The sequence below is a fragment of the Actinoplanes sp. HUAS TT8 genome, from assembly GCF_051380535.1.
GTDB lineage: Bacteria > Actinomycetota > Actinomycetes > Mycobacteriales > Micromonosporaceae > Actinoplanes.
On sequence record NZ_CP195646.1, the window covers coordinates 4,498,957 to 4,523,240 of the forward strand.

Sequence of the window (24,284 nt, forward strand, 5' to 3'; positions counted from 1 at the left end):
CTGTCCGCCCGTATTGCGGCTTTCATAGTTTTCGCGGCGAAATGCGCAGAGACCAGGGCCGAAAGTCCCGACGGTGTCGAAGGATCAGGACAGGCTGACGTCGTCGAACCAGACCGAGCCCGCGTTGTCGCCGGACTTCAGGTGCAGCTGGACGCCGGCCGCGTCGTCCGGCGCGATCACGTCCACGGTCAGCTTCGTCCAGTCGGTCGTGCCGTGCGGCAGCCGCGCCGACCGGTCCTGCCGGATCCACCGTCCCTCGTCGTCGAACCAGCTCAGCGCGATCTCGTTGGTCCCGGTGGCGTCCTCGCCGCGCGCCCAGGCCGACGCCGACCACTCCTGACCGCCACGGACCGGCGTCACCGGGGAGATCCGCAGGGACGGCAGCCCGCGCATGTCCCGCCCGGTGTCGGAGAACCGGACCGAATGGGTGCCGGAGTGCGCGTACTCGGTGGTCTGCGTGGCCACCCCCACCTCGGGCAGGTTGTCCCGCCACGGCGAGTCGTCGTTGTCCTGCTCGAAGCTCAGGTCCAGCACGTCGTCGCTGCTCTCGGTGCCCCGCCAGGCGGCCCGGACGACCGCGGCGGCCGGCTTGGCCGTGCCGTCGGTGCGATACAGGCCGAACTGGTACTGCGCGGGCAGCGTCGCCACCATCGACCCGGCCGGGATCGCGCCCGCCGAGAAGTCGGTGAGCGTCCACGGCGACACCGAGCCGACACCGGCGACCGCGGCCGCCCGGAACACCCGGGCCAGGTAGGCGGCCTGCTCCCCCGGGCTGCCGACCCCCGTGCTCAACCCGGTCTCGCCGATCACCATGAGATCCGGCGCGACCGCGGCCCGGGCCCGGCGGATGTCGGCCAGGGCCTGCTCGGACTCGCCGTAGAAGTGGTAGTCGTAGTAGTCGAGCCGCACGTCCCCGAGCACGTCACGCAACTCGGCCAGGCCGTCCGGGCCGGCATGCCCGTCCACCGAGACGGTCAACGGCATCGTCGGCGCGAACTCGCGGATCGCCGGCAGGACGTGACGCACCCAGCGGACCGCCGGCTCGTCCTCCGGCGACATCTCGTTCTTGACCTCGACCGCGATGACCCGCGGATCGTCGGTGTAGGGGCCGATCACGGCCTCGGCCCACTCGACGCTGCCGCGCACACTCTTGTACCGCGACCACCAGTCGAACAGGGTCAGCTTCACGGTCAGGTTGTGCATCGCGGCGATGCTGATGAAGTCGCCGAGCCGGTCCAGGTACTCGGGATCCGGCGTCGGGAACCCGAACACCCTCGGGAAGACGACGATCCGCACGCTGTCCGCGCCGAGCGCGGCGATCCGGGCCAGGTCGCTGTCGACCTGCACGGCGTCGAAACGCGTCCACATCGCCGACCAACCGGCCCCGGACGGGTAGTAGTTCATCGTCTTCGCATCGGCCACGGCGGCCAGACGCCCGGCCAGGGTCGGCGAGTTCACCCCGGCGGCCGAAGTCGCCGAGTCGTCCACCCCGGCTGCGCCCGGGGCGCCCGGGTCCTTGACACCGGCGGCAGGGTCGTCCGGCCGGCTGACACCGGCGGTGGTGGCCGGGTCACCCGGCGCGTCGTCGGCCAGGGCCGGCACCGACGGCGCCAGAGCACCAGCGGTCAGCAGGCAGGACAGGGCAACGGCACGAAAGCGGTCACTGCTCATCGAGGTATGGCGTCCCTTCACGTCATCGTCGCGGCAGTGTCCGTTTCGGTCGCCACACGATCACGCGGAGTTCAGCCCGGTTGCCGTCCAGGCACCATCCGGTTCAACCCCAAACCCCCTTTCCGGTACGGGCGCAGCCCACCCCCGCCCAGCCCGCCACTCCCACGCCCGCCCAGCCCCACGCGACCCCGTCGCTGGCCGGCCTCGCGGCGCGGCTGCGGGTCCCGGCTGGCGCTGAGGGTTGTCTCGGGGCCCTTGAGGCAGCCCTCAGCGCCAGCCGGGAGCGCGCGGCGCGCGGCGGCCTTGAGCGCGGCGGAGGTCGCGGACAGGGTTGGGCGGGGCCGCTCCGACGCGGGGCACGCGAGCGGTGGGGCTGGGCGGCGCCGTCCCTGCGCGGGGCACGCGAGCAGAAGGGCTGGGCGGCGCCGTCCCTGCGCGGGGCACGCGAGCAGAAGGGCTGGGCGGGGCTGTCCTGGCGTGGGGCGTGTGGGTGGCGGGGCTGGGTGGGGCGGGGCTTATGACGTACGCGGGGAGGGGGTTGATCGGAATCGGTCAGGGACGCAGGAGCGTGGTGGCGATGGCGCGGCCGTGGTCGGTCCAGGGGGCCGGGCGCATCGTGGCCGGGTCGAGGCCGATGTTGACGCGGCGGCCCTCGGCGAAGGTTGTCGTGCCGTCGAGGGAGGTGACGCGGAAACCGTAGGTCGCGCTGGTCGAGCCCAGGTGGTCGAGCCAGAATGCGACGTTGATGTCGCCGGTGCCGGTGACCGGGCGGTGGTAGGTGATCGCGAACTCGCGGACGACGTTGAACACGTCCGGCGAGGTCGGGCGGCCGCCCGAGTAGGAGACGCCGCGCTCGTGCCACCACTGCAGCATGGCCCGCTCGACGAGCACCGCATACCGCGAGTTGTGCAGGACGCCCATGGCGTCGAGGTCGTCGAAATGTACCGGCATCGGGATGACGGCGCCGGCTTCGGTCAGGGTGGTCATGGCAGCTCCGGGAGGATGCGAGGGTCGACGGCGACGGTACGGAGATGGTCGAGCAGCGCCTGCCGCGCATGGCGATAGTTCGGCGCGGACGGCTGCATGACCGCGCACACGCCGAGCGACTCGATCAGGTAGGCCAGCCGCGCCGGATCGGTGCCGTCGCGCAGGTCGTCGGCGTCGGCCGCGACCCGGGTCAGGAACGCCATCCAGTCGCGCTGTTCGGTGGCGAGCCGGTCGCGGATCGCGCCCGGGCGTGCGTTGAACTCGAAGTGCGCGTTCGCGAAGAAGCACCCGCCGGGCAGTGTGCCGGACTCGTAGAAGGCCAGCCGGTGATCGTGCACCGACCAGAGCCGCCGCACCCCGCCCGGCTCGGCCAGGGCCGGGCGGATGACCCGCTCGGTCCACTGCTCGCGGGCCCGGTCGATGACGGACAGCTGCAGCGCTTCCTTGGAGCGCCAGTGCGCGAACAGCCCGGACTTGCTCACCCCGAGCGCGTCGGCGACCTGGCTGAGCGACAGCCCGTCGAGCCCGGACACGGTCGCCAGCAGCAGTGCCTGATCGAGGACCGCGGTGCGGGTGCGTTCGCCGCGGGCCAACCGGCCGTCCTGGGTCATGCCCAGCACTCTACAAAAAGACCGACCGGTCGTAAATATTTTTGAGGTGTCCGGAGAAGCCGCCCGGCGCGCGCCCGTCCGGGCGGGCACTGGTCCGCACCGGGCAGCGGCTGTCCGCGACCACCCGCCCGCCGGTCGCCCGGACGGCCGCGACCAGGGCGCGGTCCTCGTCGCAGGCGATCGGCGGGAAACCGCCCGCGGCGAGATAGGCCGTGGCCCGCACACCGAGGTTCGCGCCATGGACGTGGCCGTGCCGGTGGCCGGCGACCCGGGCGGCGTAGCGCCGTTCGTACTCGGTGGGCAGCGGATCCGGCCAGCCGGACCAGTCGTCGACCCGGACCGTGCCGGCGAGCAGGTCGGCGCCGTTGCAGGCGTGGGCCAGTTGCCAGCGCAGCCAGTCCCGGGGGACGCGGCTGTCCGCGTCGGTGTTCGCGATCCACAGGTCGCCGGCGGCCGGGACCAGGCCGGGCGCCCGGGATGGCCCGGACGGAAGGCCGGCTTCGGAGAGCGCATGCGCGACGCCGGCCGCCCGGGCCCGGCCGACGTTGCGTTCCGTGCAGGTCACGACCTCGGCCCCGCCGGCCACGGCCAGGGCAGCCGTGTCGTCGGAGCACGCGTCGGCCACCACGACGAGCCGCACCGGGACCGGCACGCGGGCGGCGGCCGCCCGCAGCGCGGCCAAGCAGGCCGGCAGGCGGGCCCGCTCGTCGTGGGCCGGGACGACCACGACGATCACAGCAGGCCGGAACGCTCGGCGACCGACCCGGCCCCGAGCGTGAAAACCTCGAGCAGGAAGTCCGCCTCCTCGTGCCGGGCCACCCGTCGCAGACCCGGGACCGCGGCCAGCGCGGCGTGCACGTCGTCCCCGCTACGGGCGTGTTCGGCGACCGGCCACCGCCAGTGCACGGCCACGAGGTCGCCACCGGGTTCCAGGGATCCGGCCACCCGGTCGAGCAGCGTGGCCAGGTCGGCATCGTCGAAGTAGTAGCCCAGTTCGGAGAGGACGATCAGATTGAAGGTCTCGGACGGCCACTCGTGCGGCACGCGGGCGGCCCGGACCGTCACGTGCGGCCGGTCGGCGAGCCGCCTCGCGGTCGTGTCGACGGCCGACCCGATCGCGTCCACGGCGAGGAGCCGGTCGCAGCGGGCGGCCAGCCGAGAGGTGAGCATCCCGGTCGAGCAGCCGGGTTCGAACGCGGATCGATAGCGGCGTTCCGGGAGGGCGTCGACCGTCAGGGCGTGCTTGCGAGCCTCGTACCAGCGGGTCTCGAAGCTCCAGGGGTCGGGATCATCGCCGTACATCTGCTCGAAGTAGGAAATCGGCGTGCTCACGCGAAGATCACCTCGAACGGGCGGGTGAATCGGGCCACGACGTGCGGGGGCAGGATCGCGGCATCGGCCGGATCCGGGCCGAGCGGCGCGGTCTGGCTCGGGAACGCGGCGATCGCGGCCGCCTTCGCCGCCTGCGCGGCCGGGGGCAGATCGACGCGGTGGGCGCGGTCCCAGGGCACGTCGGGACTTTCCGGGTACGACCAGTGCCAGGCCCAGATCGGATATTCGAGCACCCGCGCGCCGGTCTCAGCACACGCGCGGGCCGCGGCCCGGCCGGTCGCCTCGTGGTCGGGGTGCCCGTCGCCGCGCCAGGTGGTGAGGCACCAGCGACCCGGGGTCAGCAGTCCGGCCAGCTCCTTGGCCAGGGTGTCCTCGTCGATCCCGCCGTCCGGGTGCCCGAGCCGGTGCACCGCGGCCGAGCCGAGACCCAGCCGCCGCAACGCCTCGGTCGTCTCGGCGCGCCGGATCGCGGCCAGCGCGGACGGCGTGTGCACGGTCGAGCCGGGATGCGAGGCCTCACCGTCGGTGACCGCGGCCAGGTCGGCCGCGCCGAGCAGGAACATCAACCCGGCGACGCCGAGGATCTCGTCGTCCGGGTGCGGGGCGACGATCAGCGGCGGGCCCGCCGAGTCGAGGGGCAGTTCCGGCCACTGACGCATCGCGGTCCAGGTCCGCCACTGCTGTTCCGAGGTGCCGTCCCCGGCGATCGCCCTCACCACGACGGCCCCTCCCCCGCCCCGACGAGTGGGGCCGCGCCCGGCAGCCAGTGCGGATCCTCGCTCACGAGTCGCCGGGGATCCTCGACGAGCAGGCGGCCGAGCTGCTCAAGGTCGCTCTCGGCGTGACTCTGGCGCAGGTAGACCGTGAGATCGGCGATGCGCTGGGCGTGCACCACGTCCCGGCACAGCGGCCCGGCCCCGAGCGCCCGCCCGGCCCGGTCGATCACCTCGCCGGCCGCGGCCTCCACGATCGCCCGCACCCGCAGCGCGAGCCGTTGCGCGTCGGCCCGCGGGTCGTCGTCGATGCGGCGGGCCGCGTCCTCGAGGGCCGCCCGGGCTCCGCCGAGCGCGACGTCGATCGCGCCGAGGTGCGCGAGCGCGTGCGGGCCGAGCTCCTTGGCCCGGGCGGCGGCCAGCAGGGTGTCGGCAACTCCGACCGCGCCGCCGTACCAGCAGGCGGCCACGCCGACGCCGCCGTGCCAGAAGCCGGGCCGGTCGACGTACTGCCCGGGCCCGCCGACGGCCCGGGCCGGTGCCCCGGTGAACCGGACCGTCCGGCTGTCACTGCCGGACATGCCGATCGCCGGCCACGTGCCGTCGAGCGGCTGCGCGTACGGGCCCTCGTTGCGCACCGCGAACAGCCGGATCCCGTCGTCGGCGGCTGCGGTGACCAGCGCGTCGGTGCACCAGGCGGCGCCCGAGCACCACGGCCGGTCGCCGGTCAGACGCCATCCGTCGGCCGCCCGCTCGGCCCGTACCGAAGCGGGCGCCGCCGCCCAGACGCCCCAGCGGCCGTCGTCCGAGTCGTGGGCATCGCCCAGTTCGGCGCGGATCGCCACGGCGTCGGCGTGGCCCTCGGCCAGCCGGCAGGCGACCAGGTCGTCGCGGCCGAGCGCGGCCAGCCCGCGGAGACGCTCGATGGTGGCCCCGCCGCCGGGGCGGGGCAGATCAGGCAGTTCGATCAACACGGGCGAGCGGATACCCAGCCGCCCGCCGGTCAACCGCGGACCACTCGCAAGCCTTAAAGAAAACTTAAGGAAACGGTCGGCAAAAACTGTTATTCATTGACCGCATCACGGCCACCAGCAGCGCTCTGAGCTGGGCAAATGAATTTTCTCTTGACGTATTGAATCAGCTGTGAGAGGTGCGCATAATTCGTCCCGCAGCAGTTCTACGGCATTTAATTGAGGATTACGTATGGCTGAAGAATCGAGGCACGTCGCTCCGGGGGACCCCCGGCGGCGTCGCCGGACCACCCGGGTGATCCTGGGCGCGACAGTGGTCGCCGTGCTCGGGGCCAGTGGCGTCTACATCGCGACCGCGGACGCCGGCGAGGTGGCCGTGCCGGGCGCGTTGCAGGCCGAGGCGTTCTCGGCCCAGCAGGGCGCCAAGACCGAGAAGACCTCGGACACCGGCGGCGGCAAGAACGTCGGCTGGCTGGCCAACGGTGACTGGCTGAAGTACCAGGGCGTCACCATCGGCGGCTCCACGCTGAGCGCCCGGATCGCGTCGAACAACGCCGACGGCGGCTCGATCGAGGCCCACCTCGGGCAGCCGACCGGCACCCTGCTGGCCACGTTCCCGGTCGCCAAGACCGGCGGCTGGCAGAAGTGGAAGACGGTCACCGCCAAGGTCACCACGGTGCCGACCGGCAAGCAGGACCTGGTCCTGGTCATGAAGAGCAAGTCCCGCTCGGACTTCGTGAACATCAACTATCTGCTGCTCGGGTCGGGTTCCGCAGCCCCGACCACCGCGGCCACCACCAAGCCCACGACCGCGGCCCCGGCCAAGCCGTCGGCCACACCGTCGAGTGCCGCGCCGTCCGCGTCCGCTTCCAGCGCGCCGGCCGCCACCCCCGGCGGCTGGGTCGACGTCGACCAGGCCGCCTGGGACAAGGCGCTCGCGCAGTACAACGCGGTCGCCTCCAAGCCGGTCCCGGCCGGAATCACCATGGTCCCGGAGTTCCACACCGACTGCTCGGTCTCCGGCCAGGCACCCGACGACCCGATCGTCTTCCCGAACCTGCCGGGCGCGTCCCACATGCACACGTTCTTCGGCCCGAAGGTCACCGCCACCAGCACCGGCAAGGACCTGCTGGCCGAGTCGACGACGTGCACCGCGCCGGGCGACAACAGCGCGTACTGGGCGCCGACCCTCATGCACAACGGCACCCCGGTCAAGATGAAGAACTTCCGGGCCTACTACGGGGCCAAGATCAAGGACCCCAAGACGGTACGGCCGTTCCCGCCCGGCCTGGTCATGGTCCAGGGTGACGCCAAGAAGCAGGTGGCCACCCCGGCCGGCACGAGCTCGCAGTTCTGGTGCGCGGGCAGCGCCGAGACCGGCCGCAGCGCCGACGGCAACTGGCCCAAGTGCGCGGCCGGCGGCAACCTGATCTACCAGCTCACCTTCCAGGACTGCTGGGACGGCAAGCACGTCGACTCGCCCGACCACAAGTCGCACATGGGACCGTCGGTCAACGGCGTCTGCACCGGCAAGTTCCCGGTGGCCATCCCGAGCCTGTCGCTGATGCTCGGCTACGACTCGCTCGGCGGGGACGGGCTGACCCTCTCCTCGGGCATGGCGTCGTCGATCCACGGCGACTTCATGAACGCCTGGGAGCCGGCCAAGATCGGTGCACTGGTCAAGGTCTGCATCAACGCGGGCGCGAAGTGCGGCTCGACCCCGACCTTCACCGGCGGCTGAGCACGTTCACACGGCAGGACCGGTGCCCTCGCCCGCCAGCGGGGGCACCACCTCGTGTTGACCCGGGTCGACACGTCAACTCGATGCAGTCAACACGTCAACCTGACACTCATGAGGGAGCCACCGTGCGACGCATGGCGATCGTGGCCGCGATGCTGATGCTGGCCGGCTGCGGCGAGACGACCGCCGCCGTGGTCACGACGCCGGCGACGTCCGCGGCGTCGACGACGTCCGCGGCGTCGACGACGTCCGCGGCGTCGACGACGTTCGGGGGGACCGACCTGGCCTGGATCGAGGTCACCCTGGCCCTCGACGAGCAGATCGTCCCACTGCTCGACGCGATCCCGGCGCACACCGCGACACCGGCCGTCACCGAGCTCGCCGCCCGGGTGCGCACGCTCACCGAGGCCGAGCTGCCGCAGCTGCGCGCCCTGCACGACAAGGCCGGCCTCCCGGCCGACAACCCCCACGTCGGCATGCCGATGCCCGGCATGATCACCGCCGGGGAACTGAAAACCATGACCGAGCTTTCCGGTACGGCGTTCGACCGCGCCGCCCTGGACAAGCTGCGGGAGGGCATCGCCCAGTCGATCACCCTGGCCCGCGGCGAACAGGAGCACGGCGCCGACCGGGAAACCCGAGACCTGGCCGGCGCCGTGCTCACCACCCGCGAGCCGCTGGCGAAGCACTGACGAAGCGCCGGCCCGGGTTCACATCGTGCGGACCTGCCTGTTGAGCAGCGGGAACAGACACACCACGACGTAGGCGAAGCCGCCGACGGCACAGACCTCCTTCGCCCCGTAGGCCTGGGCCAGCGGCCCGGACAGCACCTGGGACACCGGGATGACCGCGTACGAGAAAAGGTCGTCATAGGCGGCGACGCGGGACAGACTCTCCTGGGGTACGGCCGCCTGCATCGTGCTGTCCCAGGTGATCGCCGACACCGAGAAGCCCAGACCGCCGATGAACCCGGCCACCGCGACCACCCACGCCGAGCCGGACAGGCCCAGGGCGATCAGCGGCAGGGCGCAGAGGACACCCCAGATCCGGCCGCTGCGCAGGGGCCGGCGGAACACCAGCTTGACCGCCACGACGCTGGTCACCAGCAGGCCGACCGCCCGCACGGACAGGACTGTTCCCCAGCCCAGCGCACCGTCGTGGCCGGTGACGATCTGCGGGCCGAGCACGTTCCACGGGCCGACGTTGAAGCCGTTCAGGAACGCGCACGACAGCGACACCAGCACGACCCAGCGCAGTGACCGGAACGTGGACCAGCCGTCGGCCAGGTCCCGCCACAGCGGCTGCCCGGCTCCGGGCGGCCGGGTCGCGCCCGGAATCCGGGTGAAGCAGAGTGCGGCGAGGAAGAAGGTGGCGGCGTCGATCGCCAGGGACCATCCGCCGCCGGCCGTGGCGACCAGGAGGCTCGCGGCGACCGGGGCCAGGATCCGTACCGTGTTGCGGGTGCTCGACAGCAGGGCATTGGCCCGCTGCAGATCGTGGCGTTCGACGAGTTCCGGCACGATTCCGCGCAGGGCCGGGGTGATGAACGCGCTGACGATCCCGTTGAGGAAGGACAGCGCGGCGAACAACGCCAAGTGGTATCGACCGGTGATCAGCAGTGCGGCCATCGCGGCCATCAGAATTCCCGACGCGAGATTGGCATTGATGAGCAGCCCGCGCCGGCTCATGCGGTCGGCGACGGCACCGCCCACGAGCAGCAGCGCGATCGTCGGGACGAACCCCACGGCCAGGACGATGCCCAGGTCAGTGGCGTTGCCGGAGGCCTTCAGCACGGCCAGGGCCAGGGCCACGGTGGTCATGGACGTGCCGGCCACGTCGACGGTCCGGCCGAGGAAGAACCAGCCGAAACGGCCCCTCAACAGCAGTCGGACCGGGGTTTGAGCCACATCAACGGTGTCAGGCATCTGCCGATTGTCACGTGCCGGCTCCAGCAATTCCAGAACAATTGCGAGCCGTTATGAATACGTGCCATTTAATTGCATTTCCGGGGTCTTTCCAATGTCGCCCGACCGGCTGAATCCCGGTAATTCGATTACCATTCGCAAAATGGTGATCGAGGCGCACCCGGAAGGTGTCCGGACATCATACGCCCGGGGCGGTCCGGCCGGCGACCGGACCGCCCCGGCAACTCATGGCGCGGTGAGTGGCGCGGTCAGGCCGTCCGGGGACGTACGCGGGGTCAGCCGGCTGCCGGCCGGGACACTCGCCGGGAACCCGAGGACGGCGAGCCGCCCGTTGACGCCGTTACCGGCCTCGCAGTCCTCGGTGCAGGTGGTCGGCGGGTTGGCCACCTCGGTCGCGTCCTCGCCGGTCACCATGCCCAGGCGCCCACCGCTGGCGACGTCCCAGACGCTGGTGGCGCCGCAGTGGTCCTTGGTCTCCGACAGCCCGAGCGTGTTGGTGAAGTCGGGGCCGCACGACGCCTGCGGAATCCGGGTGGCGACCTGCGCGCTGTCGCGCAGCACCAGCTTCGGGGCGGTGTCGCTGCCGATGTTCACGCGCGGGCTCACCCGTACGCAAAATTGCCCGGAGGGCCCGGAAACCTCGTCGGCGCAGGCGGAGCCCAGCCACGCACCCAGCCGGGCGCGGAAGTTGGGGTTGTCGTAGTAGAAGGTGCCGTCGGCCAGGGTGTGCACGATCCGGGTTCGGGTGCCGTCGCCGCGCTCGGGTTCCATCTGGAAGATGCCACCCTGCGCGCAGTCCTTGGCCTGGATCTTCATGCTCAGCCCGCCGGTGCCGGCGCGTGCGATGGTCATGTCGCCGTCGCGCAGTTCCAGGCTGATGCCGCTGGTCAGGGTCAGTCCGCGGTGGTCCGGCACCTTGCTCGCGTAGATCGCGGTGGGCTGTCCCCCGGTCATGTCGCCGACGTTGGCGGCGCCGGTGAACGTGTAGTCGTAGATCGCGAACGTGGCCGGGTCGATGCTGAATCGGGTGTACCTGCCCTGCACGGTGAAGCGGCCGGCCGGTGCGGCGACGGTGCCGCGGAACCGGTCCTTCACGCCGGTCCGGCCCAGGACGGTGAAGCTGCCGCCGTCGCAGAACTTCGAGCCGGCCGCCCGGGCGGCGGTCGGCGCGGTGATCGCCGCCAGGGGTACGGCGGCGGCCAGGGCGGTCAGGGTCGCGAGAGTCTTGGATCGCATGCCGACGACTATCGCGATCCCCGCCCTAACCGCCCGCTAGCCGAACGTTAAGACAGTCCTAAAGCGACTGGAGGAGCACGGCGACGATGACGCTGCCGAGAAGGTTGTAACTGCCGGAGATCGCCGCGTAGAGCAGCGGGCGCGGGAAGTTCGGGTTGATCGCGATGTTGACCGTGTTCGCGGCCAGGTAGCCGACGCCCACGATCAGGCCGAACGTGACCGCCTCACCGAGCGAATCGATTTTCAGGGCCGCGCTCAGGACCGCGCTCGTGACGGTGATGACCAGACTGGTCAGGGCCGGGCCGGCGAAGAACAGCGGCGACGGGTCCGGCTTGGCCCCCGGGTCCCGGCCCAGGGAGCGGTTGTACGCCTTGGGGAACAGCGCCGCGAACCAGAGGCCGCCGAGCAGGGTGAAGGCGACGAATCCGGCCGCGATCCCGATCCAGTTGAGGTCGCCCAGGACATCGAACATGTTTGCTGACTCCGTACTCGTCGAGGTGGGAACGACAAAAGAATTGCAGGGGTACGTGCCAGGTTGTGTCACCTACTCGGGGCAGAATCGGGCGCATGCCGAAGACGTCCGCCCGCCTGCTCGCCCTGCTGTCGCTGCTGCAGTCCCGGCGCGACTGGCCCGGCTCGCTGCTCGCCGAGCGACTGGACATCAGCCTGCGCACGATCCGGCGCGACGTCGACCGGCTGCGCGAGCTCGGCTACCCGATCGCGGCGGTGAAAGGTCCCGACGGCGGGTACCGGTTGAGCGCCGGCAAGGATCTGCCGCCGCTGCTCTTCGACGACGAGCAGGCCGTGGCGCTGGTGCTGGCCCTGCAGGTGGCCGGCGGGGAGGCGGCCGAACGCGCGCTGACCACGATCCGGCAGGTCCTCCCGTCCCGGTTGCGGCATCGCGTCGAGGCGCTGCGGGTGACCGCGGTGAAACGCCCGGCCGCCGAGGTCGACGGGGGCCTGCTGCTGGCACTGAGCACGGCGGTGCACGCGCGGGAGGTCCTGCGGTTCGACTACCACGACGACCGCCGCCGGGTCGAGCCGCACCACGTGATCACGCGGGACGGCCGGTGGTACCTGATCGCGTGGGACCTCGACCGGGAGGACTGGCGGACGTTCCGGGCCGACCGCATGACGCTGCGCACCCCCAACGGCCCGCGCTTCACCCCGCGCGAACTTCCCGGCCGGGACGTGGCCGCCTACGTGATGAGCGTCTTCCGCGGCTCCACCGACACGTCCGGCAACTGGCCGTGCCAGGGCACGGTGACGATCGGCCGGCCGGCCGCGACCATCGCCGAGTTCACGCGCGAGGGCATCGTCGAGGAGATCGACGCCGAACACTGCCGGGTCACGCTCGGCTCCTGGTCGTGGGTGAGCCTGGCCGCCGCCTTCGCCCGCTACGACGCCGAGATCTCGTCCGTCTCCCCCGAACCGCTGCGGGCCGCGTTCACCGCACTCGCCACCCGCTTCTCCCGGATCGGCCGTTAGCATCGGCGGCATGGGGACACGATTGGTGCAGATCACTATGAAAGCCCGGGACGAGGCCGCGGTCGGTGCTTTCTGGGCGCAGGCGCTCGGCTGGGACTTGTCGAGCGAGGGACCGGGTGTGATCAACCTCGAACCGAAGGGTTTCGTCTATCCGGATCCGGTCGCCGTGGTCATCGACCTCGTCTCCTCCCCCGAGCCCAAGACGGTGAAGAACCGGGTGCACGTCGACCTCGCCACCAGGTCCAAGGACCACCAGGCGGAGGTGGTCGCGCGGCTGACCGAGCTCGGTGCCCGGCCGGCCGACATCGGTCAGGGCGACGTCGACTGGGAGGTCATGATCGACCCGGAGGGCAACGAGTTCTGCGTCCTGGACTGGCACGACCCGGAGCGCGACACCGGGCCGATCGCGTCGGTCGTGGTCGACTGCGCGGACCCGCGGGCGATGGCGCGCTTCTGGGGCGAGGCCACCGACTGGGCGCTGCACCGGGTGGACGATCAGAGCGCGGTCCTGCGGTCGTCGCTCGGGGTCGGCCCCTACCTGCAGTTCCTCCGCACCCCCGACCCGAAGATCGGGTGGAACCGGGTGCACCTCGACCTGCGCCCCTACCCGGGGGACGAGCTGGAGGTCGAGGCGGCTCGACTGCAGTCGCTGGGCGCAACGGCGATCGACGTCGGCGCCATCCCGTGGAAGGTCCTGGCCGACCCCGAAGGCAACGAGTTCTGCCTGCTGACCCCCAGCTAGCCCCCACTTTTCTGGCGGCACGGCCTCGCGCTCACCACCAGCCGAGCCAGCCAGCTGGCACTGACGGTCGCAAAACCGCCCGGGAACAGCACTCAGCACCAGCCGAAGGTCGCCAGCTGGCACTGAGGGTCGTAAAACAGGCTGGGAACAGCACTCAGCACCAGCTGAAGGTCGCCAGCTGGCACTGACGGTCGCAAAACAGGCTGGGAACAGCACTCAGCGCCAGCTGAAGGTCGCCGGCTGGTGCTGAGGGTCGTAAAACGGGCTGGGAACAGCACTGAGCGCCAGCTGCGGGTGCTCGGCTGGTGCTGAGGGCTGGTGGGCCGGTGTGATTCGGAGACAGCTGCCCGGCGCGGGCCGTCGGGATAGAACCGGCGTCGCTGTGGAACTGGCCTAGCTGTGATGTCCAGCCAGGTTGTTCAACCGGGTGATGGGTGCGCGTTTGCCGATGGCGGTGTGGGGTCGGTGGTGGTTGTAGTCGTGAAGGAAGGCTGGTAGCGCGGCGCGGCGGGCCTTCTCTGAGGTGTAGAGCTTGGCGAAGGCCCAGCCGTCGGCCAGGGTGCGGTGGAAGCGTTCGATCTTGCCGTTGGTCTGTGGCCGGTAAGGGCGGGTCTTTTTCACGGTGATGCCCAGGTCGTGGCAGGTGGTGTGCCAGAGCCGGGATTTGTATGCGGAGCCGTTGTCGGACAGCACCCGGCGGGTGGTGACGCCGCGTTCGGCGTACCAGGCCACGGCGCGTTGCAGGACGCCGGTGGCGGTGATCGCGGTTTCGTCGTCGTGGATTTCGGCGTAGGCGACGCGGGAGTGGTCGTCGATGACGGTGTGCACGTATGCGGTGCCGATGAGCGGGTTGTGGTGCCGGTTGCGGGGTTTGCCGGGCGTGGCGGCCTTGTTTTTCCTGCCCTGGACACGGCCGAGGAAGCGGTGCCCGCCGCCGTCGGGTACGTTGCCGAGTTTCTTGACATCGACGTGCAGCAGGTCACCGGGCTGATCGTGTTCGTAGCGGCGGATCGGTTCGCCAGTGCCGCGGTCGAGGTGGGAGAGCCGGTTGAGGCGGCGCCGGCGCAGGACGGCGTGGACGGTGGAGGCGGCCAGGCCGAGTTGATCGGCGATCGGGACCGGGCCGAGGCGTTGTTTGCGGCGCAGGTGCACGATCTTGCGGACGGTCGGCGCCGGGGTCAGGTTCGGTTGCCGGTGCGGGCGTGACGAGCGGTCGGTCATGCCGGCTTCGCCCTCGGCGCGGTAACGAGCGGCCCATTTCGCGGCCGTTCTCCAGGACACGTCGTAGCGTTCGGCCGCTCGTGCGGGTGACCAGCCGTCATCCACGATCAGACGCGCCAGCCGCAATCGCGCCCGCGGGGTCAACGCGGCGTTAGCGTGGGACATGAAGGCCTCCAGCCTGCTCAGTGGTTGTCTAGACAGCTCCACTGCACAGCCGGAGGCCTTCATCTGTTCACAAGATCCAGCCCCGATCCTCAGATCGAGTGGTTACATTTCCTCGACCAACGTCCCCGGACATCACACCTAGCGACGGGCCTCGGTAACCACCAGGCCCCGGGGTGAGCTGGGAAAACGGGCGAGCATGGCCCGGATCTCGTCAGCGTCCACGTTGGCCCCGAACAGTTCCGTGCCCGGCTCCATGCGCACGCCCTCGGCCAGCGGACCGGCCGGAACCGGGTCGAAGCCCAGCTCGTCGATCAGCCCCGACACCGTGGCGACGTCAGCCGGCGAGTCCCCGGCCAGGGCGATCGCCCGGCGCCCGGGCGTGCCCGCGGGACGGGCGCCCTCCTCCAGGTCGTGGTAGCCCATGTGGTTGAACGCCTTCACGACACGCGCCCCGGGCAGGAACGCCTGGACCGTCTCGCTGGACGACGTGCGCGGGTCGGTCAGGTCGTCGCGCAGGCCGTCGACCTCCCACCAGTAGTTCATGGCGTCGATGACCAGCTTGCCGTCCAGCGCGGCGACCGGAAGGTTCCGGTATTTGCCGAGCGGCAGCGCAAGAACGACGATGTCGGCCCGCGAGGCCGCTTCCTCGGCCGAGACCGCTGCGGCTCCGGGCGTGAGGACCTCGACGATGAGCTTGATCTTCGCCGGGTCGCCCGACGCGGCCACCAGGACGTCGTAGCCGGCGGCGACGGCGAGTCGGGCCAGGACGGTACCGACCTTGCCGGCGCCGAGCATGCCGATCGTGGTCATCGGTCGCTCGCCAGGATGTCGCGGACCATGGGCATCACCTTTGCACCGAACAGCTCGACCGACCGCAGCCGGGCGCTGACCGGCTGGGCCCCGGCAGTGTAGATCAGGTCGAAGCGGCCGACGTCCAGGGCCCGGACCGCCTTGGCGATCTTGCGGGCGACGGTTTCGGGCGAGCCCACGTACTGCGAGCCGTGCTCGACCTCGGCCTCGAACTCGGCGCGGCTCAGCGGCGGCCAGCCGCGCAGGGCGCCGATCCGGTCGCGGATCACCTTGTACGGCCCGAAGAAGATCTCCCGTGCCTGCTCGTCGGTGTCGGCGATGAAGCCCGGCGAGTGCATGCCGACCGGGTGGGCGACCGTGCCGAGCTGTTCGGCGGCCTGCCGGTAGAGCTTGACGTAGGGGGCGAACCGCTCGGGTGAGCCGCCGATGATGGCCAGCATCAGCGGCAGGCCGTGCCGCGCGGTGCGGATCACCGACTGCGGGGAGCCGCCGACGCCGACCCACGTGTCGAGCCGGCCGGTCTCGGTCTTCGGGAACACGTCGGCGTCCCGCAGCGCCGCCCGGGTGGTGCCGTCCCAGGTGACCGGTTTCTCGTCGAGCAGTTTCACGAACAGGTCGAGCTTCTCCTCGAACAGCACGTCGTAGTCGCTCAGGTCGTAGCCGAACAGCGGGAACGACTCGGTGAACGAGCCGCGGCCGAGGATGGCCTGGGCGCGTCCGCCGGAGAGGGCGTCCACGGTGGCGAACCGTTGGAAGACCCGCACCGGGTCGTCCGAGCTGAGCACGGTGACGCCGGAGGCCAGTCTGATCCGGGAGGTGCGCCCGGCGATGCCGGCCAGGACGGTCTCCGGGGTGGAGATCGCGTATTCCGGCCGGTGGTGTTCGCCGAGGGCGATGACGTCGACGCCGAGCTCGTCGGCGATCACCGCCTCGTCGACGACCTGGCGGATCGCGGCCGCGTAGGACACCGGTTTCCCGGCGTCGTCGACCGGCACGTCCCCGAAGGTGTCGAGACCGAAAACCAGCTCACTCATGACTGCGCCTCCCGTGATTGACGTGTCAACTATGCCGCGGAGTAGTTGACACGTCAATCAGACGTGAGCGCGGGCACAGGCGCCGTTTACAATCCCGTAATGGGAGCGCTCCCAGACGGAGGAGATGCATAGTGCGTTACGGCCACTTCGACGATCAGACCCGTGAGTACGTCATCGATCGCCCCGACACCCCACTGCCATGGATCAACTACCTGGGCAGCGAGGCGTACTTCGGGCTGATCTCCAACACCGCGGGCGGCTACTCGTTCTACCGCGACGCCCGGCTGCGCCGGCTGACCCGATACCGCTACAACAACGCGCCGCTCGACGTCGGCGGCCGCTACCTGTACCTGCGCGACGACGACAGCGGCGACTACTGGTCGCCGTCCTGGCAGCCGACCCGCACCGACCTGGACGACTACGAGTGCCGGCACGGGTTGTCGTACACGCGGATCGCCTCGGCCCGCGGCGGGATCCGCGCCGAGACGCTGTACTTCGTCCCGCTCGGCGAGACCCTGGAGGTCTGGCGCACCACCGTCACCAACGAGCGCGACACCGCCGCCGAGATCTCGCTCTTCTCGTCGGTGGAGTTCTGCCTCTGGGACGCCCAGGACGACGCCACCAACTTCCAGCGCAACTTCTCGACCGGGCAGGTCGAGGTGGACGACGGCGTGATCTACCACAAGACCGAGTACCGCGAGCGGCGCGACCACTTCGCGTACTTCGCCTGCTCGGAACCCCTGGCCGGGTTCGACACCCAGCGCGAGGCGTTCCTCGGCGCCTACCGCGGCTGGGACCGCCCGGTCGCCGTCGAACGCGGCAGCGCCGGCGGCTCGGTCGCCCACGGCTGGTCACCCATCGGCAGCCACCACGTCCGCCTCGCACTCGCGCCCGGCGAGACCCGCGAAGTGATCTTCGTGCTCGGCTATGCGGAGAACCCGCGCGACGACAAGTTCGATCCGCCGCATTCCCAGACCATCAACAAATTGCGCGTACGGCCGGTGATCGCCAACTGGCTGCGGTCGCAAACCGTCACCGAGGGTTTCGCGGCCCTGTCCACACATTGGGACCGTCTGCTCGGCGGCCTGCGCGTCAGCACCCCGGACCCGGACACCGACCGCATGGTCAACGTCTGGAACGCGTACCAGTGCATGGTCACGTTCAACCTGAGCCGGTCGGCCTCGCAGTTCGAGTCCGGCATCGGGCGCGGCATGGGCTTCCGCGACTCCAACCAGGACCTGCTGGGCTTCGTCCACATCATCCCGGAACGGGCCCGCGAACGGATCCTCGACATCGCGGCCACCCAGATGGCCACCGGCGGGGCGTACCACCAGTACCAGCCGCTGACCAAGCGCGGGAACAACGACATCGGCGACGGCTTCAACGACGACCCGCTGTGGTTGATCCTCGGCGTCTCGGCGTACCTGAAAGAGACCGGCGACACGACGATCCTGGACGAGCCGGTGCCGTTCGACAACGAGGCCGGCAGCGAGGTCACCCTCTACGAACATCTGACCCGGTCGCTCGGCTACACCCTGGACCGGCTCGGCCCGCACGGCCTGCCGCTGATCGGCCGGGCCGACTGGAACGACTGCCTCAACCTCAACTGCTTCTCCGACACCCCGGGCGAACCGTTCCAGACCACCGAGAACGCGGTCGGCGGGCAGGCCGAATCGGTCTTCATCGCCGGGCAGTTCGTCCTGGCCGCCAAGGAACTGGCCGGCCTGGCCGACCTGCGCGGCCTCGACGAGAAAGCGGCCGAGTACCGGGCCGCGGCCGAGAAGATGACCGGCACGATCACCGAACACGGCTGGGACGGCGACTGGTTCCGGCGGGCCTATGACTTCTACGGCAACCCGATCGGATCCGGCGAGAACGATGAGGGCCAGATCTACGTCGAACCGCAGGGCATGTGCGTGCTGGCCGGGATCGGCCTGGACGACGGGCTGGCCGCCCGCGCACTCGACAGCGTCGCGCAACGCCTGGCCACCCCGCACGGCGTGGTGCTGCAGCAGCCGGCCTACTCGTCGTACCGGATCGAACTGGGCGAGATCTCGTCGTATCCGCCCGGCTACAAGGAGAACGCCGGGATCTTCTGCCACACCAACCCGTGGATCATGATCGCCGAGGCGATGCTCGGGCACGGCGACCGTGCGTTCGACTACTACCGGCGCATCAACCCGTCGGCGCGGGAGGCGATCAGCGAGGTGCACCGCTGCGAGCCGTACGTCTATGCCCAGATGATCGCCGGCAAGGACGCGCCCACCCACGGGGAGGCCAAGAACTCCTGGCTGACCGGCACCGCGGCGTGGAACTTCGTGGCCGTCACCCAGTGGATCCTGGGCCTGCGGCCCGAACTGGGCGGCCTGCGCATCGACCCCGTCCTGCCCACGGACTGGACCGGCTTCTCGGCCACCCGCGCCTACCGCGGCGCGACCTACGAGATCACCGTGACCAAGCCCGCCGGCACCGCCGGCCGCGTCACCCGCCTGCTCGTCGACGGCGAACGGGTCGACGGCACGCTGATCCCGCTCGCCCCGCCCGGCACCACGGTCCACGTGCAGGCGTTCGTCGAGCCCTGACCCGGACACGCGGGGTACACCTCGTCGCGGTCCGGCGAGGTGTGCCCCGGTCAGGCGTGACCCGCCCTGCTACGACGCGCGGCTCGCGGCATGAGAGCAATTTTCGGCGCGTGACGCTCGGCGATAACTGCTGCCATCGACGGATCTGTCACGAGCATTGACGGACGGCGATAACGGGTATGCCTGGCCATACCTCAAGAGTCGGGCCAGACACCTGGTTCCCGTCGGCCGGTCCCGCATAGCGTGACCGCGTCCGTTCGAAATGAGGAGCAGGTCATGACCGCTGTGGCGCCCCCGCCGCGAACTCCGGCCCGGCCCGCCGCACTGGCCGCACTCATCATGATGGTGCCGACGCTCGTGATCGCGTTCGTTCTCGGCCCACCGCGGCTGTCCGGGGACCGCGCACTGGGCGAACCGGGTGGGATGGAGGCGGCGTTTCGCCCCGCGCTGGTCGACTACTGGCAATCGCGGGACCCGAGCCGGCCGCCGGCGGTGCAGCGACTGGTCGACTATTGGTTCCGATGGCACCTGATCAAGATCGGGATCTCCGCGCTGATGCTGACCGTGCTCGTCGCGCTGACCGTCATCCTGTGGCGTGCGTTCCTGCGCACCGACCGGCGCGGCGCGGGACGCACGGCCGTCCTGGTGTCGGCCGGTGTCGCCCTTGCGATGGCGATGTTGTTCACGCTGTTCGTGTTGGACGTCAACATCAACACCACAGCGGTGCCGTTCCCCGCGTTGTTCCCGTTCCTGGTCGACGGCGCGGCACCCGATCCGGCCCTGGCCGGTGTCCTGGAACAGGCCAAGGCCCAGCTCGCCGGATCACACCCAGCGGGTGGTTACACGCCACCCGCGCTGAACGACATGGTGGCCGAGTTCGCCCGATATCACACCGTGCTGGCCGTGATCGACGCCGGCACGATGGCCGCCTTCGCCGGCCTGGCGGTCGTCCTGTGGAGGCGCTTCACCCGGGCCGCGAGGGCGGACCGCCGGACGCGAAGGGTCCTGGGCTGGTTCGGCGCCGTCGCGGTGGTGGCTGCGCTGCTCACGATGGTGTTCGTCGTCGCCGATGTGTCCGCCGCGCTGAACCCGGCACGAGACCTCCTGGCCCTACTTGACGGCAGCGACGCCTTCTGACGGTTGAAGCCGGATGAGAGGCCTCGTCGTTCGGAAAGTCGGTTCCTGCTCACCGGCTTGGAAACCCATTGGACCGTCTACCGTGAGCCGGCCACCCTTCGCCGGCACCTACACGTCCACGTCCACCAGGTAACCCGACCGATGACGTGGGGTGGGTCGGTAGATGTCTTCCACACGCAACCGGACTTCGTCCTCAGGACGCAGTAGGCGAGCGTAGAACCGCTTGGGCGGGGCGTCCACCATCCGCTGGAAGTGGGCACGGGACAAAGCCGCTGAGGGGTCGCGTGGGTCCAATTAGAACACCCCGTTGAACTGTGAGTAGTTGTCCGGTGCCGACAGGCTTTTCGCGGGCATTAATTCCGCCGACGACCCGGGCCGGAACAGCACGGTAACTAATATGAGCCAACTTCTCAAGCGCGGGAATGGATCCACAAAGGAATCGCTTACGCCGCCATATAAGCATCAATATCGGCGGAACGCCCAAGCTGTCTCTTACTGTGCACCCGAACCATGGACACTCATTGCGGAAAAGCCGGGCGGCGAGAGTAGCGTCATCGACACGAAGCTCCTCGAACATCTGAGCGCATCCGATCTCACTGCTGGACCCAGCGGTTCGCAGCGAACCTAATGTCCATTCCAGGGTGGGCTGCAGTGCGCTCTCATCGGTATTGTCCGGACTTCAGGCCGGTCTACGTCCGCAGCGGCGGACTACTCGGCTTCGCGGGCTTCCGCGGTGGAAGACTGCTCGGGAGATGACCTTCGCTCAACTTGCGGTTGCCGGGGCGGCCGCTGTGCTCGGACCGCTGCTCGCGCTGCCGCGGGGCTGGCGGCTGCCGGTCACCATCGGTGAGCTGCTGGCCGGGCTCGCGCTCGGGCACACCGGCCTGCGTGTCCTGGACGCCACCGATCCGACCTTCGCGTTCCTGGCCGACATCGGGTTCGCGCTGGTCATGTTCGTCGCCGGCACGCACGTGCCGATCCGCGACCCACGGCTGCGGCCGGCGTTGCGGACCGGCGCCGTGCGGGCCGCGGTGGTCGGCGTCCTCGCCGTGCCCCTGGCCATGCTCATCGCCACGCTTTTCAAAACCGGACATTTTCCCCTGTACGCGGTTCTGCTCGCCTCGTCGTCGGCCGCGCTCGTCCTGCCGGCCGTCGATGCGCGCGATCCCGCCGTGCTCACGCTGCTGCCGCAGGTGGCGATCGCCGACACCGCGTGCATCGTCGCGCTGCCGCTGGCGATCGATCCGGCCCACGCGGCCCGGGCCGGGTCGGGTGCCGTCGCCGTACTGGGGTCGGCGGCCCTGCTGTTCCTCGGACTGCGAGAAGCCGAGCGGCGGGGGTGGCGCCGGACGCTGCACAAAGTGTCGCAGCGGCGGAAGTTCGCGCTGGAGATGCGCCTGGGATTGATCCTGCTGTTCGCGCTCGCGGCCCTCGCGGTGGCCACCCACGTCTCGGTGATGCTGGCCGGGTTCGCGTTCGGCCTGGCCGTGGCCGCCGTCGGGGAACCCCGGCGACTGGCTCGTCAACTGTTCGCGCTGACCGAAGGGTTCTTCGGGCCGCTGTTCTTCGTGTGGCTGGGGGCTTCCCTGGACGTACGCAGCCTCGGGGACCATCCGCGGTTCGCGCTGCTCGGGGTTGTTCTTGGGCTGGGCGCGCTGGTGGTGCACTGGGCGATGCGGGTGGGCGGGCAGCCGTTGCGGTCGGCCACCCTGGCTGCCGCGCAGCTCGGGGTGCCGGTGGCCGCGGCCACCGTGGGGACGCGGGCGCATCTGCTTGCGGACGGGGAGCCGGCGGCTTTGGTGCTCGGGGCGCTGGTGACGATCGGCGCGGTGACCGTGGCCGTGCGCGGCGCCTCCCCCCGCACGGTCTCCGCCGATGCGACTCCCCCGGACGCCGCTTCGGCGGGCTGATCAGCATCTCGGGGGCTCTCAGATCGCGCGGACCTCGGCGAGCCGCTTGGCCGAGTACTCGTCGTCCCAGCAGACCGCGGCCTCCCACGCGGCCGAAGCCTGAGCAGCGATGTCATACGCGCCGTCCTCGAGGCCGGCGGCGTTCCCCGGCAGCACGAGGTCGAGATCGGGCATGTCGACACGCGACTCGTCCCAGTCGATCAGCCCGATCCGATCCGCGGTCATGCGGATGTTGCCCGGGTTGGTGTCGCCGTGAACGACACAGGTCCGCCCGCCCGAGAGCCGAGCCCAGGCCGCCCGGCACCGGGCAACACCCTCCGACGGCATCGCGCCCAGGTCGATCCTCGTCCCGGTCTCGGCGTGCAGAAGATCAGTCGACGACCGCCACCCCGGGCGCTGCGGCCAGTCCCGCGTCAGCCGATGCAGCTCACGAAGCGTTTCCGCCACCCGGCGCCAGTCCTTTGCAGTCGCGGGCGGCCCACCCTCCAGGTGGGTCATCACCACCAGCCCGTCCGCGAAGAGCCGGCCGTCCGCGGTCGGGATCGGCACCGGCACGGTCAGCCCTTCCCGATCGAGGTGGACCATCAGCTCGGTCTCCCACGCGAGATCGGCATCGCTGCGGGTCCCGAGTCGCCCGACGCCAAGCCGCCCGTCGACCCGCACGCTCCACACGTCGTTGGCGACCCCGCCGCTGAGCCGTTCGACGCGGGCAGCGTCGCCACCCCACTGCCCGAACACCTCCCACCCCATTGGCCCCACATTACGGGCCCAAGACATGTTCTCGGCGGCACTCTGCTGGTCGGTGCCGCCGGGTGCCGCGGCACGACGACACCGGCCGGGCGGTGATGCAGCCGCTCTTGAGGCCGCGGAGCCGGCGGTCCGGGTGAGGCGTGATCACCCGGACCGCCGGGTGTTGTCGCTAGTTGCGGTAGCGGAAGATGATCCGGCCGCGGTCCAGGTCGTACGGGGTCAGCTCGACCAGCACCCGGTCGAACGGCAGGATCTTGATGTAGTTCTTGCGGATCCGGCCGCTGATGTGGGCCAGCACCGTGTGCCCGTTGCCCAGTTCCACCTTGAAGGTGGCGTTACGCAGGCATTCGAGGACGGTGCCCTCGACCTGGATTCCGTTCGCGGAGCCGGGCATCAGCGCAGCTCCAGTTCCAGGTTGCTGCTGACGCGGCGGGCGCGGGCGCCCTCGATCAGCGCGCGGGCGGCCGGGTTGTGCTCGTGCACGTCGGCGGCCGCGGTTTCGATGCCGCGCCGGTGCAGGCCGGTGAGGACGTCGGCCAGCAGGGCCCGGCCGATGCCGATGCCGCGCAGGTCGGAGCGGACGGCGATCAGCCCGATCCGGGGGCGGCGGGGCAGCGGGGCCAGGCGCAGCAGGCCCACGTACCGTCCGTGTTGTTCGGCCGCCGCGTAGCGGGACGGGTCGAAGGCGGGGCGGTTCAGCACCTCGGCCGGCATCGCCGGGAGGTTCTCGGCGCGGATCGCCCGGTCGACGTCGAGCAGCAGGTCCTCCCGCACGTGCCCGAGCGGCACGATGGTGACGCCCACCGGCGGGGCCGCCGTGAGCGGGACGCCAACCGGCGGGGTTGCCGCAACAGGGACGTCACCGGGCGGAGCGGCCACGGCGAGGCCGGTGATGATCGGGTCGGTGGGGATGACGTACTCCCACTCGCGCCGCCCGATCGCCAGGCCGGCGTCACGCCATCGCGCGGTCAGGTCCACGTCGGCCTCGTCGACGACGGTGAACAGCGGCCGCGGCAGGGCGGCCAGCATGGCCTCGGCGAGCTGGTGGAACACGGTGTCGTGCCACGCGTCGACGCTGAGGAAGAGCCGGCCGTCGGGGCGGCGCGTGGCCTCACCGCGCCCGACGACGAGATCGTCGGACAGGGCGTGCCACTGCCACTCCGCCGGGCGGGTGAGCACGGCGGTGCGTACAGAATTCACAGGTTTTGCCTCTCGGGAGTGGCGCTCCCGGCGGCCCCTGGGTCAGCCGCCCACCGTG

General features: G+C 70.7%; 23 protein-coding genes. 7 read left to right on the forward strand and 16 right to left on the reverse strand.

Annotated elements, in window-relative coordinates:
• Positions 1-84: 84 nt before the first annotated feature.
• The 7 genes from ACSHV8_RS20285 to ACSHV8_RS20315 all read right to left on the reverse strand — a co-directional run bounded on the left by ACSHV8_RS20285 (position 85) and on the right by ACSHV8_RS20315 (position 6,288).
• Positions 85-1,671 carry a cellulase family glycosylhydrolase gene (locus ACSHV8_RS20285; RefSeq protein WP_436535299.1) on the reverse strand — a complete coding sequence of 529 codons (1,587 nt, stop codon included), beginning with the start codon at positions 1,669-1,671 and terminating at the stop codon, positions 85-87.
• A 552-nt stretch (positions 1,672-2,223) separates the two neighbouring features.
• The gene (locus ACSHV8_RS20290; RefSeq protein ID WP_436535300.1) at positions 2,224-2,658 is read right to left on the reverse strand and encodes an acyl-CoA thioesterase; all 435 of its coding nucleotides are present in this window, start codon (positions 2,656-2,658) and stop codon (positions 2,224-2,226) included.
• Entirely contained in the window at positions 2,655-3,269 is a 615-nt protein-coding gene (locus ACSHV8_RS20295; protein WP_436535301.1) for a TetR/AcrR family transcriptional regulator, read from the reverse strand. Before ACSHV8_RS20295 ends, ACSHV8_RS20290 begins: the two co-directional genes overlap by 4 nt.
• A gap of 10 nt (positions 3,270-3,279) precedes the next feature.
• Entirely contained in the window at positions 3,280-4,005 is a 726-nt protein-coding gene (locus tag ACSHV8_RS20300) for a glycosyltransferase (protein WP_436535302.1), read from the reverse strand.
• A complete protein-coding gene (locus ACSHV8_RS20305; RefSeq protein WP_436535303.1) occupies positions 4,002-4,601 on the reverse strand; it encodes an SAM-dependent methyltransferase in 600 nt (199 codons plus the stop codon). Before ACSHV8_RS20305 ends, ACSHV8_RS20300 begins: the two co-directional genes overlap by 4 nt.
• Complete coding sequence (locus ACSHV8_RS20310) at positions 4,598-5,320, reverse strand: PIG-L deacetylase family protein (RefSeq protein ID WP_436535304.1); 723 nt, start codon at positions 5,318-5,320, stop codon at positions 4,598-4,600. Before ACSHV8_RS20310 ends, ACSHV8_RS20305 begins: the two co-directional genes overlap by 4 nt.
• Complete coding sequence (locus tag ACSHV8_RS20315; RefSeq protein ID WP_436535305.1) at positions 5,314-6,288, reverse strand: acyl-CoA dehydrogenase; 975 nt, start codon at positions 6,286-6,288, stop codon at positions 5,314-5,316. Before ACSHV8_RS20315 ends, ACSHV8_RS20310 begins: the two co-directional genes overlap by 7 nt.
• 229 nt (positions 6,289-6,517) lie before the next feature.
• Here ACSHV8_RS20315 and ACSHV8_RS20320 point away from each other — a divergent pair, with 229 nt between their 5' ends.
• Both ACSHV8_RS20320 and ACSHV8_RS20325 read left to right on the forward strand, forming a co-directional pair.
• On the forward strand, positions 6,518-8,026 hold the full coding sequence (locus ACSHV8_RS20320; protein ID WP_436535306.1) for a DUF1996 domain-containing protein: 1,509 nt from the start codon (positions 6,518-6,520) through the stop codon (positions 8,024-8,026).
• 134 nt (positions 8,027-8,160) lie between these two features.
• Entirely contained in the window at positions 8,161-8,718 is a 558-nt protein-coding gene (locus ACSHV8_RS20325) for a DUF305 domain-containing protein (RefSeq protein ID WP_436536836.1), read from the forward strand.
• A gap of 18 nt (positions 8,719-8,736) precedes the next feature.
• Here the strand turns inward: ACSHV8_RS20325 and ACSHV8_RS20330 are convergent, their stop codons facing one another.
• From ACSHV8_RS20330 to ACSHV8_RS20340, 3 genes are all read right to left on the reverse strand, one after another.
• Complete coding sequence (locus ACSHV8_RS20330; protein WP_436535307.1) at positions 8,737-9,951, reverse strand: MFS transporter; 1,215 nt, start codon at positions 9,949-9,951, stop codon at positions 8,737-8,739.
• A gap of 225 nt (positions 9,952-10,176) precedes the next feature.
• Positions 10,177-11,187, reverse strand: coding sequence for a hypothetical protein (locus tag ACSHV8_RS20335; protein WP_436535308.1), 1,011 nt, complete (start codon positions 11,185-11,187; stop codon positions 10,177-10,179).
• Between the two features lie 58 nt (positions 11,188-11,245).
• A complete protein-coding gene (locus ACSHV8_RS20340; RefSeq protein WP_436535309.1) occupies positions 11,246-11,659 on the reverse strand; it encodes a DUF1761 domain-containing protein in 414 nt (137 codons plus the stop codon).
• 95 nt (positions 11,660-11,754) lie between these two features.
• Between ACSHV8_RS20340 and ACSHV8_RS20345 the strand changes: the two genes are divergently transcribed.
• On the forward strand, positions 11,755-12,675 hold the full coding sequence (locus ACSHV8_RS20345) for a helix-turn-helix transcriptional regulator (protein WP_436535310.1): 921 nt from the start codon (positions 11,755-11,757) through the stop codon (positions 12,673-12,675).
• A gap of 10 nt (positions 12,676-12,685) precedes the next feature.
• Complete coding sequence (locus ACSHV8_RS20350; RefSeq protein WP_436535311.1) at positions 12,686-13,417, forward strand: VOC family protein; 732 nt, start codon at positions 12,686-12,688, stop codon at positions 13,415-13,417.
• Between the two features lie 393 nt (positions 13,418-13,810).
• Here ACSHV8_RS20350 and ACSHV8_RS20355 read toward each other — a convergent pair whose 3' ends face one another.
• The 3 genes from ACSHV8_RS20355 to ACSHV8_RS20365 all read right to left on the reverse strand — a co-directional run bounded on the left by ACSHV8_RS20355 (position 13,811) and on the right by ACSHV8_RS20365 (position 16,647).
• Positions 13,811-14,803, reverse strand: coding sequence for an IS481 family transposase (locus ACSHV8_RS20355; RefSeq protein WP_436536838.1), 993 nt, complete (start codon positions 14,801-14,803; stop codon positions 13,811-13,813).
• Positions 14,804-14,941: 138 nt separating this feature from the next.
• On the reverse strand, positions 14,942-15,613 hold the full coding sequence (locus tag ACSHV8_RS20360) for an NADPH-dependent F420 reductase (protein ID WP_436535312.1): 672 nt from the start codon (positions 15,611-15,613) through the stop codon (positions 14,942-14,944).
• A complete protein-coding gene (locus ACSHV8_RS20365) occupies positions 15,610-16,647 on the reverse strand; it encodes an LLM class flavin-dependent oxidoreductase (protein WP_436535313.1) in 1,038 nt (345 codons plus the stop codon). Before ACSHV8_RS20365 ends, ACSHV8_RS20360 begins: the two co-directional genes overlap by 4 nt.
• A gap of 131 nt (positions 16,648-16,778) precedes the next feature.
• Between ACSHV8_RS20365 and ACSHV8_RS20370 the strand changes: the two genes are divergently transcribed.
• The 3 genes from ACSHV8_RS20370 to ACSHV8_RS20380 all read left to right on the forward strand — a co-directional run bounded on the left by ACSHV8_RS20370 (position 16,779) and on the right by ACSHV8_RS20380 (position 22,276).
• A complete protein-coding gene (locus tag ACSHV8_RS20370) occupies positions 16,779-19,229 on the forward strand; it encodes a GH36-type glycosyl hydrolase domain-containing protein (protein ID WP_436535314.1) in 2,451 nt (816 codons plus the stop codon).
• Positions 19,230-19,505: 276 nt separating this feature from the next.
• The gene (locus tag ACSHV8_RS20375) at positions 19,506-20,366 is read left to right on the forward strand and encodes a hypothetical protein (protein ID WP_436535315.1); all 861 of its coding nucleotides are present in this window, start codon (positions 19,506-19,508) and stop codon (positions 20,364-20,366) included.
• Positions 20,367-21,118: 752 nt separating this feature from the next.
• Complete coding sequence (locus ACSHV8_RS20380) at positions 21,119-22,276, forward strand: cation:proton antiporter (RefSeq protein ID WP_436535316.1); 1,158 nt, start codon at positions 21,119-21,121, stop codon at positions 22,274-22,276.
• Between the two features lie 18 nt (positions 22,277-22,294).
• On the opposite strand, the gene ACSHV8_RS20385 is transcribed toward ACSHV8_RS20380, so the two are convergent.
• The 3 genes from ACSHV8_RS20385 to ACSHV8_RS20395 all read right to left on the reverse strand — a co-directional run bounded on the left by ACSHV8_RS20385 (position 22,295) and on the right by ACSHV8_RS20395 (position 24,226).
• Complete coding sequence (locus ACSHV8_RS20385) at positions 22,295-23,026, reverse strand: phosphotransferase enzyme family protein (RefSeq protein ID WP_436535317.1); 732 nt, start codon at positions 23,024-23,026, stop codon at positions 22,295-22,297.
• A 169-nt stretch (positions 23,027-23,195) separates the two neighbouring features.
• Entirely contained in the window at positions 23,196-23,420 is a 225-nt protein-coding gene (gene infA / locus ACSHV8_RS20390) for a translation initiation factor IF-1 (RefSeq protein ID WP_436535318.1), read from the reverse strand.
• A complete protein-coding gene (locus tag ACSHV8_RS20395; protein WP_436535319.1) occupies positions 23,420-24,226 on the reverse strand; it encodes a GNAT family N-acetyltransferase in 807 nt (268 codons plus the stop codon). The genes infA and ACSHV8_RS20395 overlap by 1 nt, the downstream gene beginning before the upstream one ends.
• Positions 24,227-24,284: the final 58 nt, after the last annotated feature.

What these genes read in the sequence shown, in the direction of transcription:
- ACSHV8_RS20365 (WP_436535313.1), bottom strand. Translation starts at nt 16,647, where the DNA reads ATGAGTGAGCTGGTTTTCGGTCTCGACACCTTCGGGGACGTGCCGGTC.
- ACSHV8_RS20325 (WP_436536836.1), top strand. Translation starts at nt 8,161, where the DNA reads ATGGCGATCGTGGCCGCGATGCTGATGCTGGCCGGCTGCGGCGAGACG.
- ACSHV8_RS20340 (WP_436535309.1), bottom strand. Translation starts at nt 11,659, where the DNA reads ATGTTCGATGTCCTGGGCGACCTCAACTGGATCGGGATCGCGGCCGGA.
- ACSHV8_RS20335 (WP_436535308.1), bottom strand. Translation starts at nt 11,187, where the DNA reads ATGCGATCCAAGACTCTCGCGACCCTGACCGCCCTGGCCGCCGCCGTA.
- ACSHV8_RS20295 (WP_436535301.1), bottom strand. Translation starts at nt 3,269, where the DNA reads ATGACCCAGGACGGCCGGTTGGCCCGCGGCGAACGCACCCGCACCGCG.
- ACSHV8_RS20290 (WP_436535300.1), bottom strand. Translation starts at nt 2,658, where the DNA reads ATGACCACCCTGACCGAAGCCGGCGCCGTCATCCCGATGCCGGTACAT.
- ACSHV8_RS20375 (WP_436535315.1), top strand. Translation starts at nt 19,506, where the DNA reads ATGACCGCTGTGGCGCCCCCGCCGCGAACTCCGGCCCGGCCCGCCGCA.
- ACSHV8_RS20350 (WP_436535311.1), top strand. Translation starts at nt 12,686, where the DNA reads ATGGGGACACGATTGGTGCAGATCACTATGAAAGCCCGGGACGAGGCC.
- ACSHV8_RS20285 (WP_436535299.1), bottom strand. Translation starts at nt 1,671, where the DNA reads ATGAGCAGTGACCGCTTTCGTGCCGTTGCCCTGTCCTGCCTGCTGACC.
- ACSHV8_RS20330 (WP_436535307.1), bottom strand. Translation starts at nt 9,951, where the DNA reads ATGCCTGACACCGTTGATGTGGCTCAAACCCCGGTCCGACTGCTGTTG.
- ACSHV8_RS20360 (WP_436535312.1), bottom strand. Translation starts at nt 15,613, where the DNA reads ATGACCACGATCGGCATGCTCGGCGCCGGCAAGGTCGGTACCGTCCTG.
- ACSHV8_RS20320 (WP_436535306.1), top strand. Translation starts at nt 6,518, where the DNA reads ATGGCTGAAGAATCGAGGCACGTCGCTCCGGGGGACCCCCGGCGGCGT.
- ACSHV8_RS20380 (WP_436535316.1), top strand. Translation starts at nt 21,119, where the DNA reads ATGACCTTCGCTCAACTTGCGGTTGCCGGGGCGGCCGCTGTGCTCGGA.
- ACSHV8_RS20355 (WP_436536838.1), bottom strand. Translation starts at nt 14,803, where the DNA reads ATGTCCCACGCTAACGCCGCGTTGACCCCGCGGGCGCGATTGCGGCTG.
- ACSHV8_RS20345 (WP_436535310.1), top strand. Translation starts at nt 11,755, where the DNA reads ATGCCGAAGACGTCCGCCCGCCTGCTCGCCCTGCTGTCGCTGCTGCAG.
- ACSHV8_RS20385 (WP_436535317.1), bottom strand. Translation starts at nt 23,026, where the DNA reads ATGGGGTGGGAGGTGTTCGGGCAGTGGGGTGGCGACGCTGCCCGCGTC.
- infA (WP_436535318.1), bottom strand. Translation starts at nt 23,420, where the DNA reads ATGCCCGGCTCCGCGAACGGAATCCAGGTCGAGGGCACCGTCCTCGAA.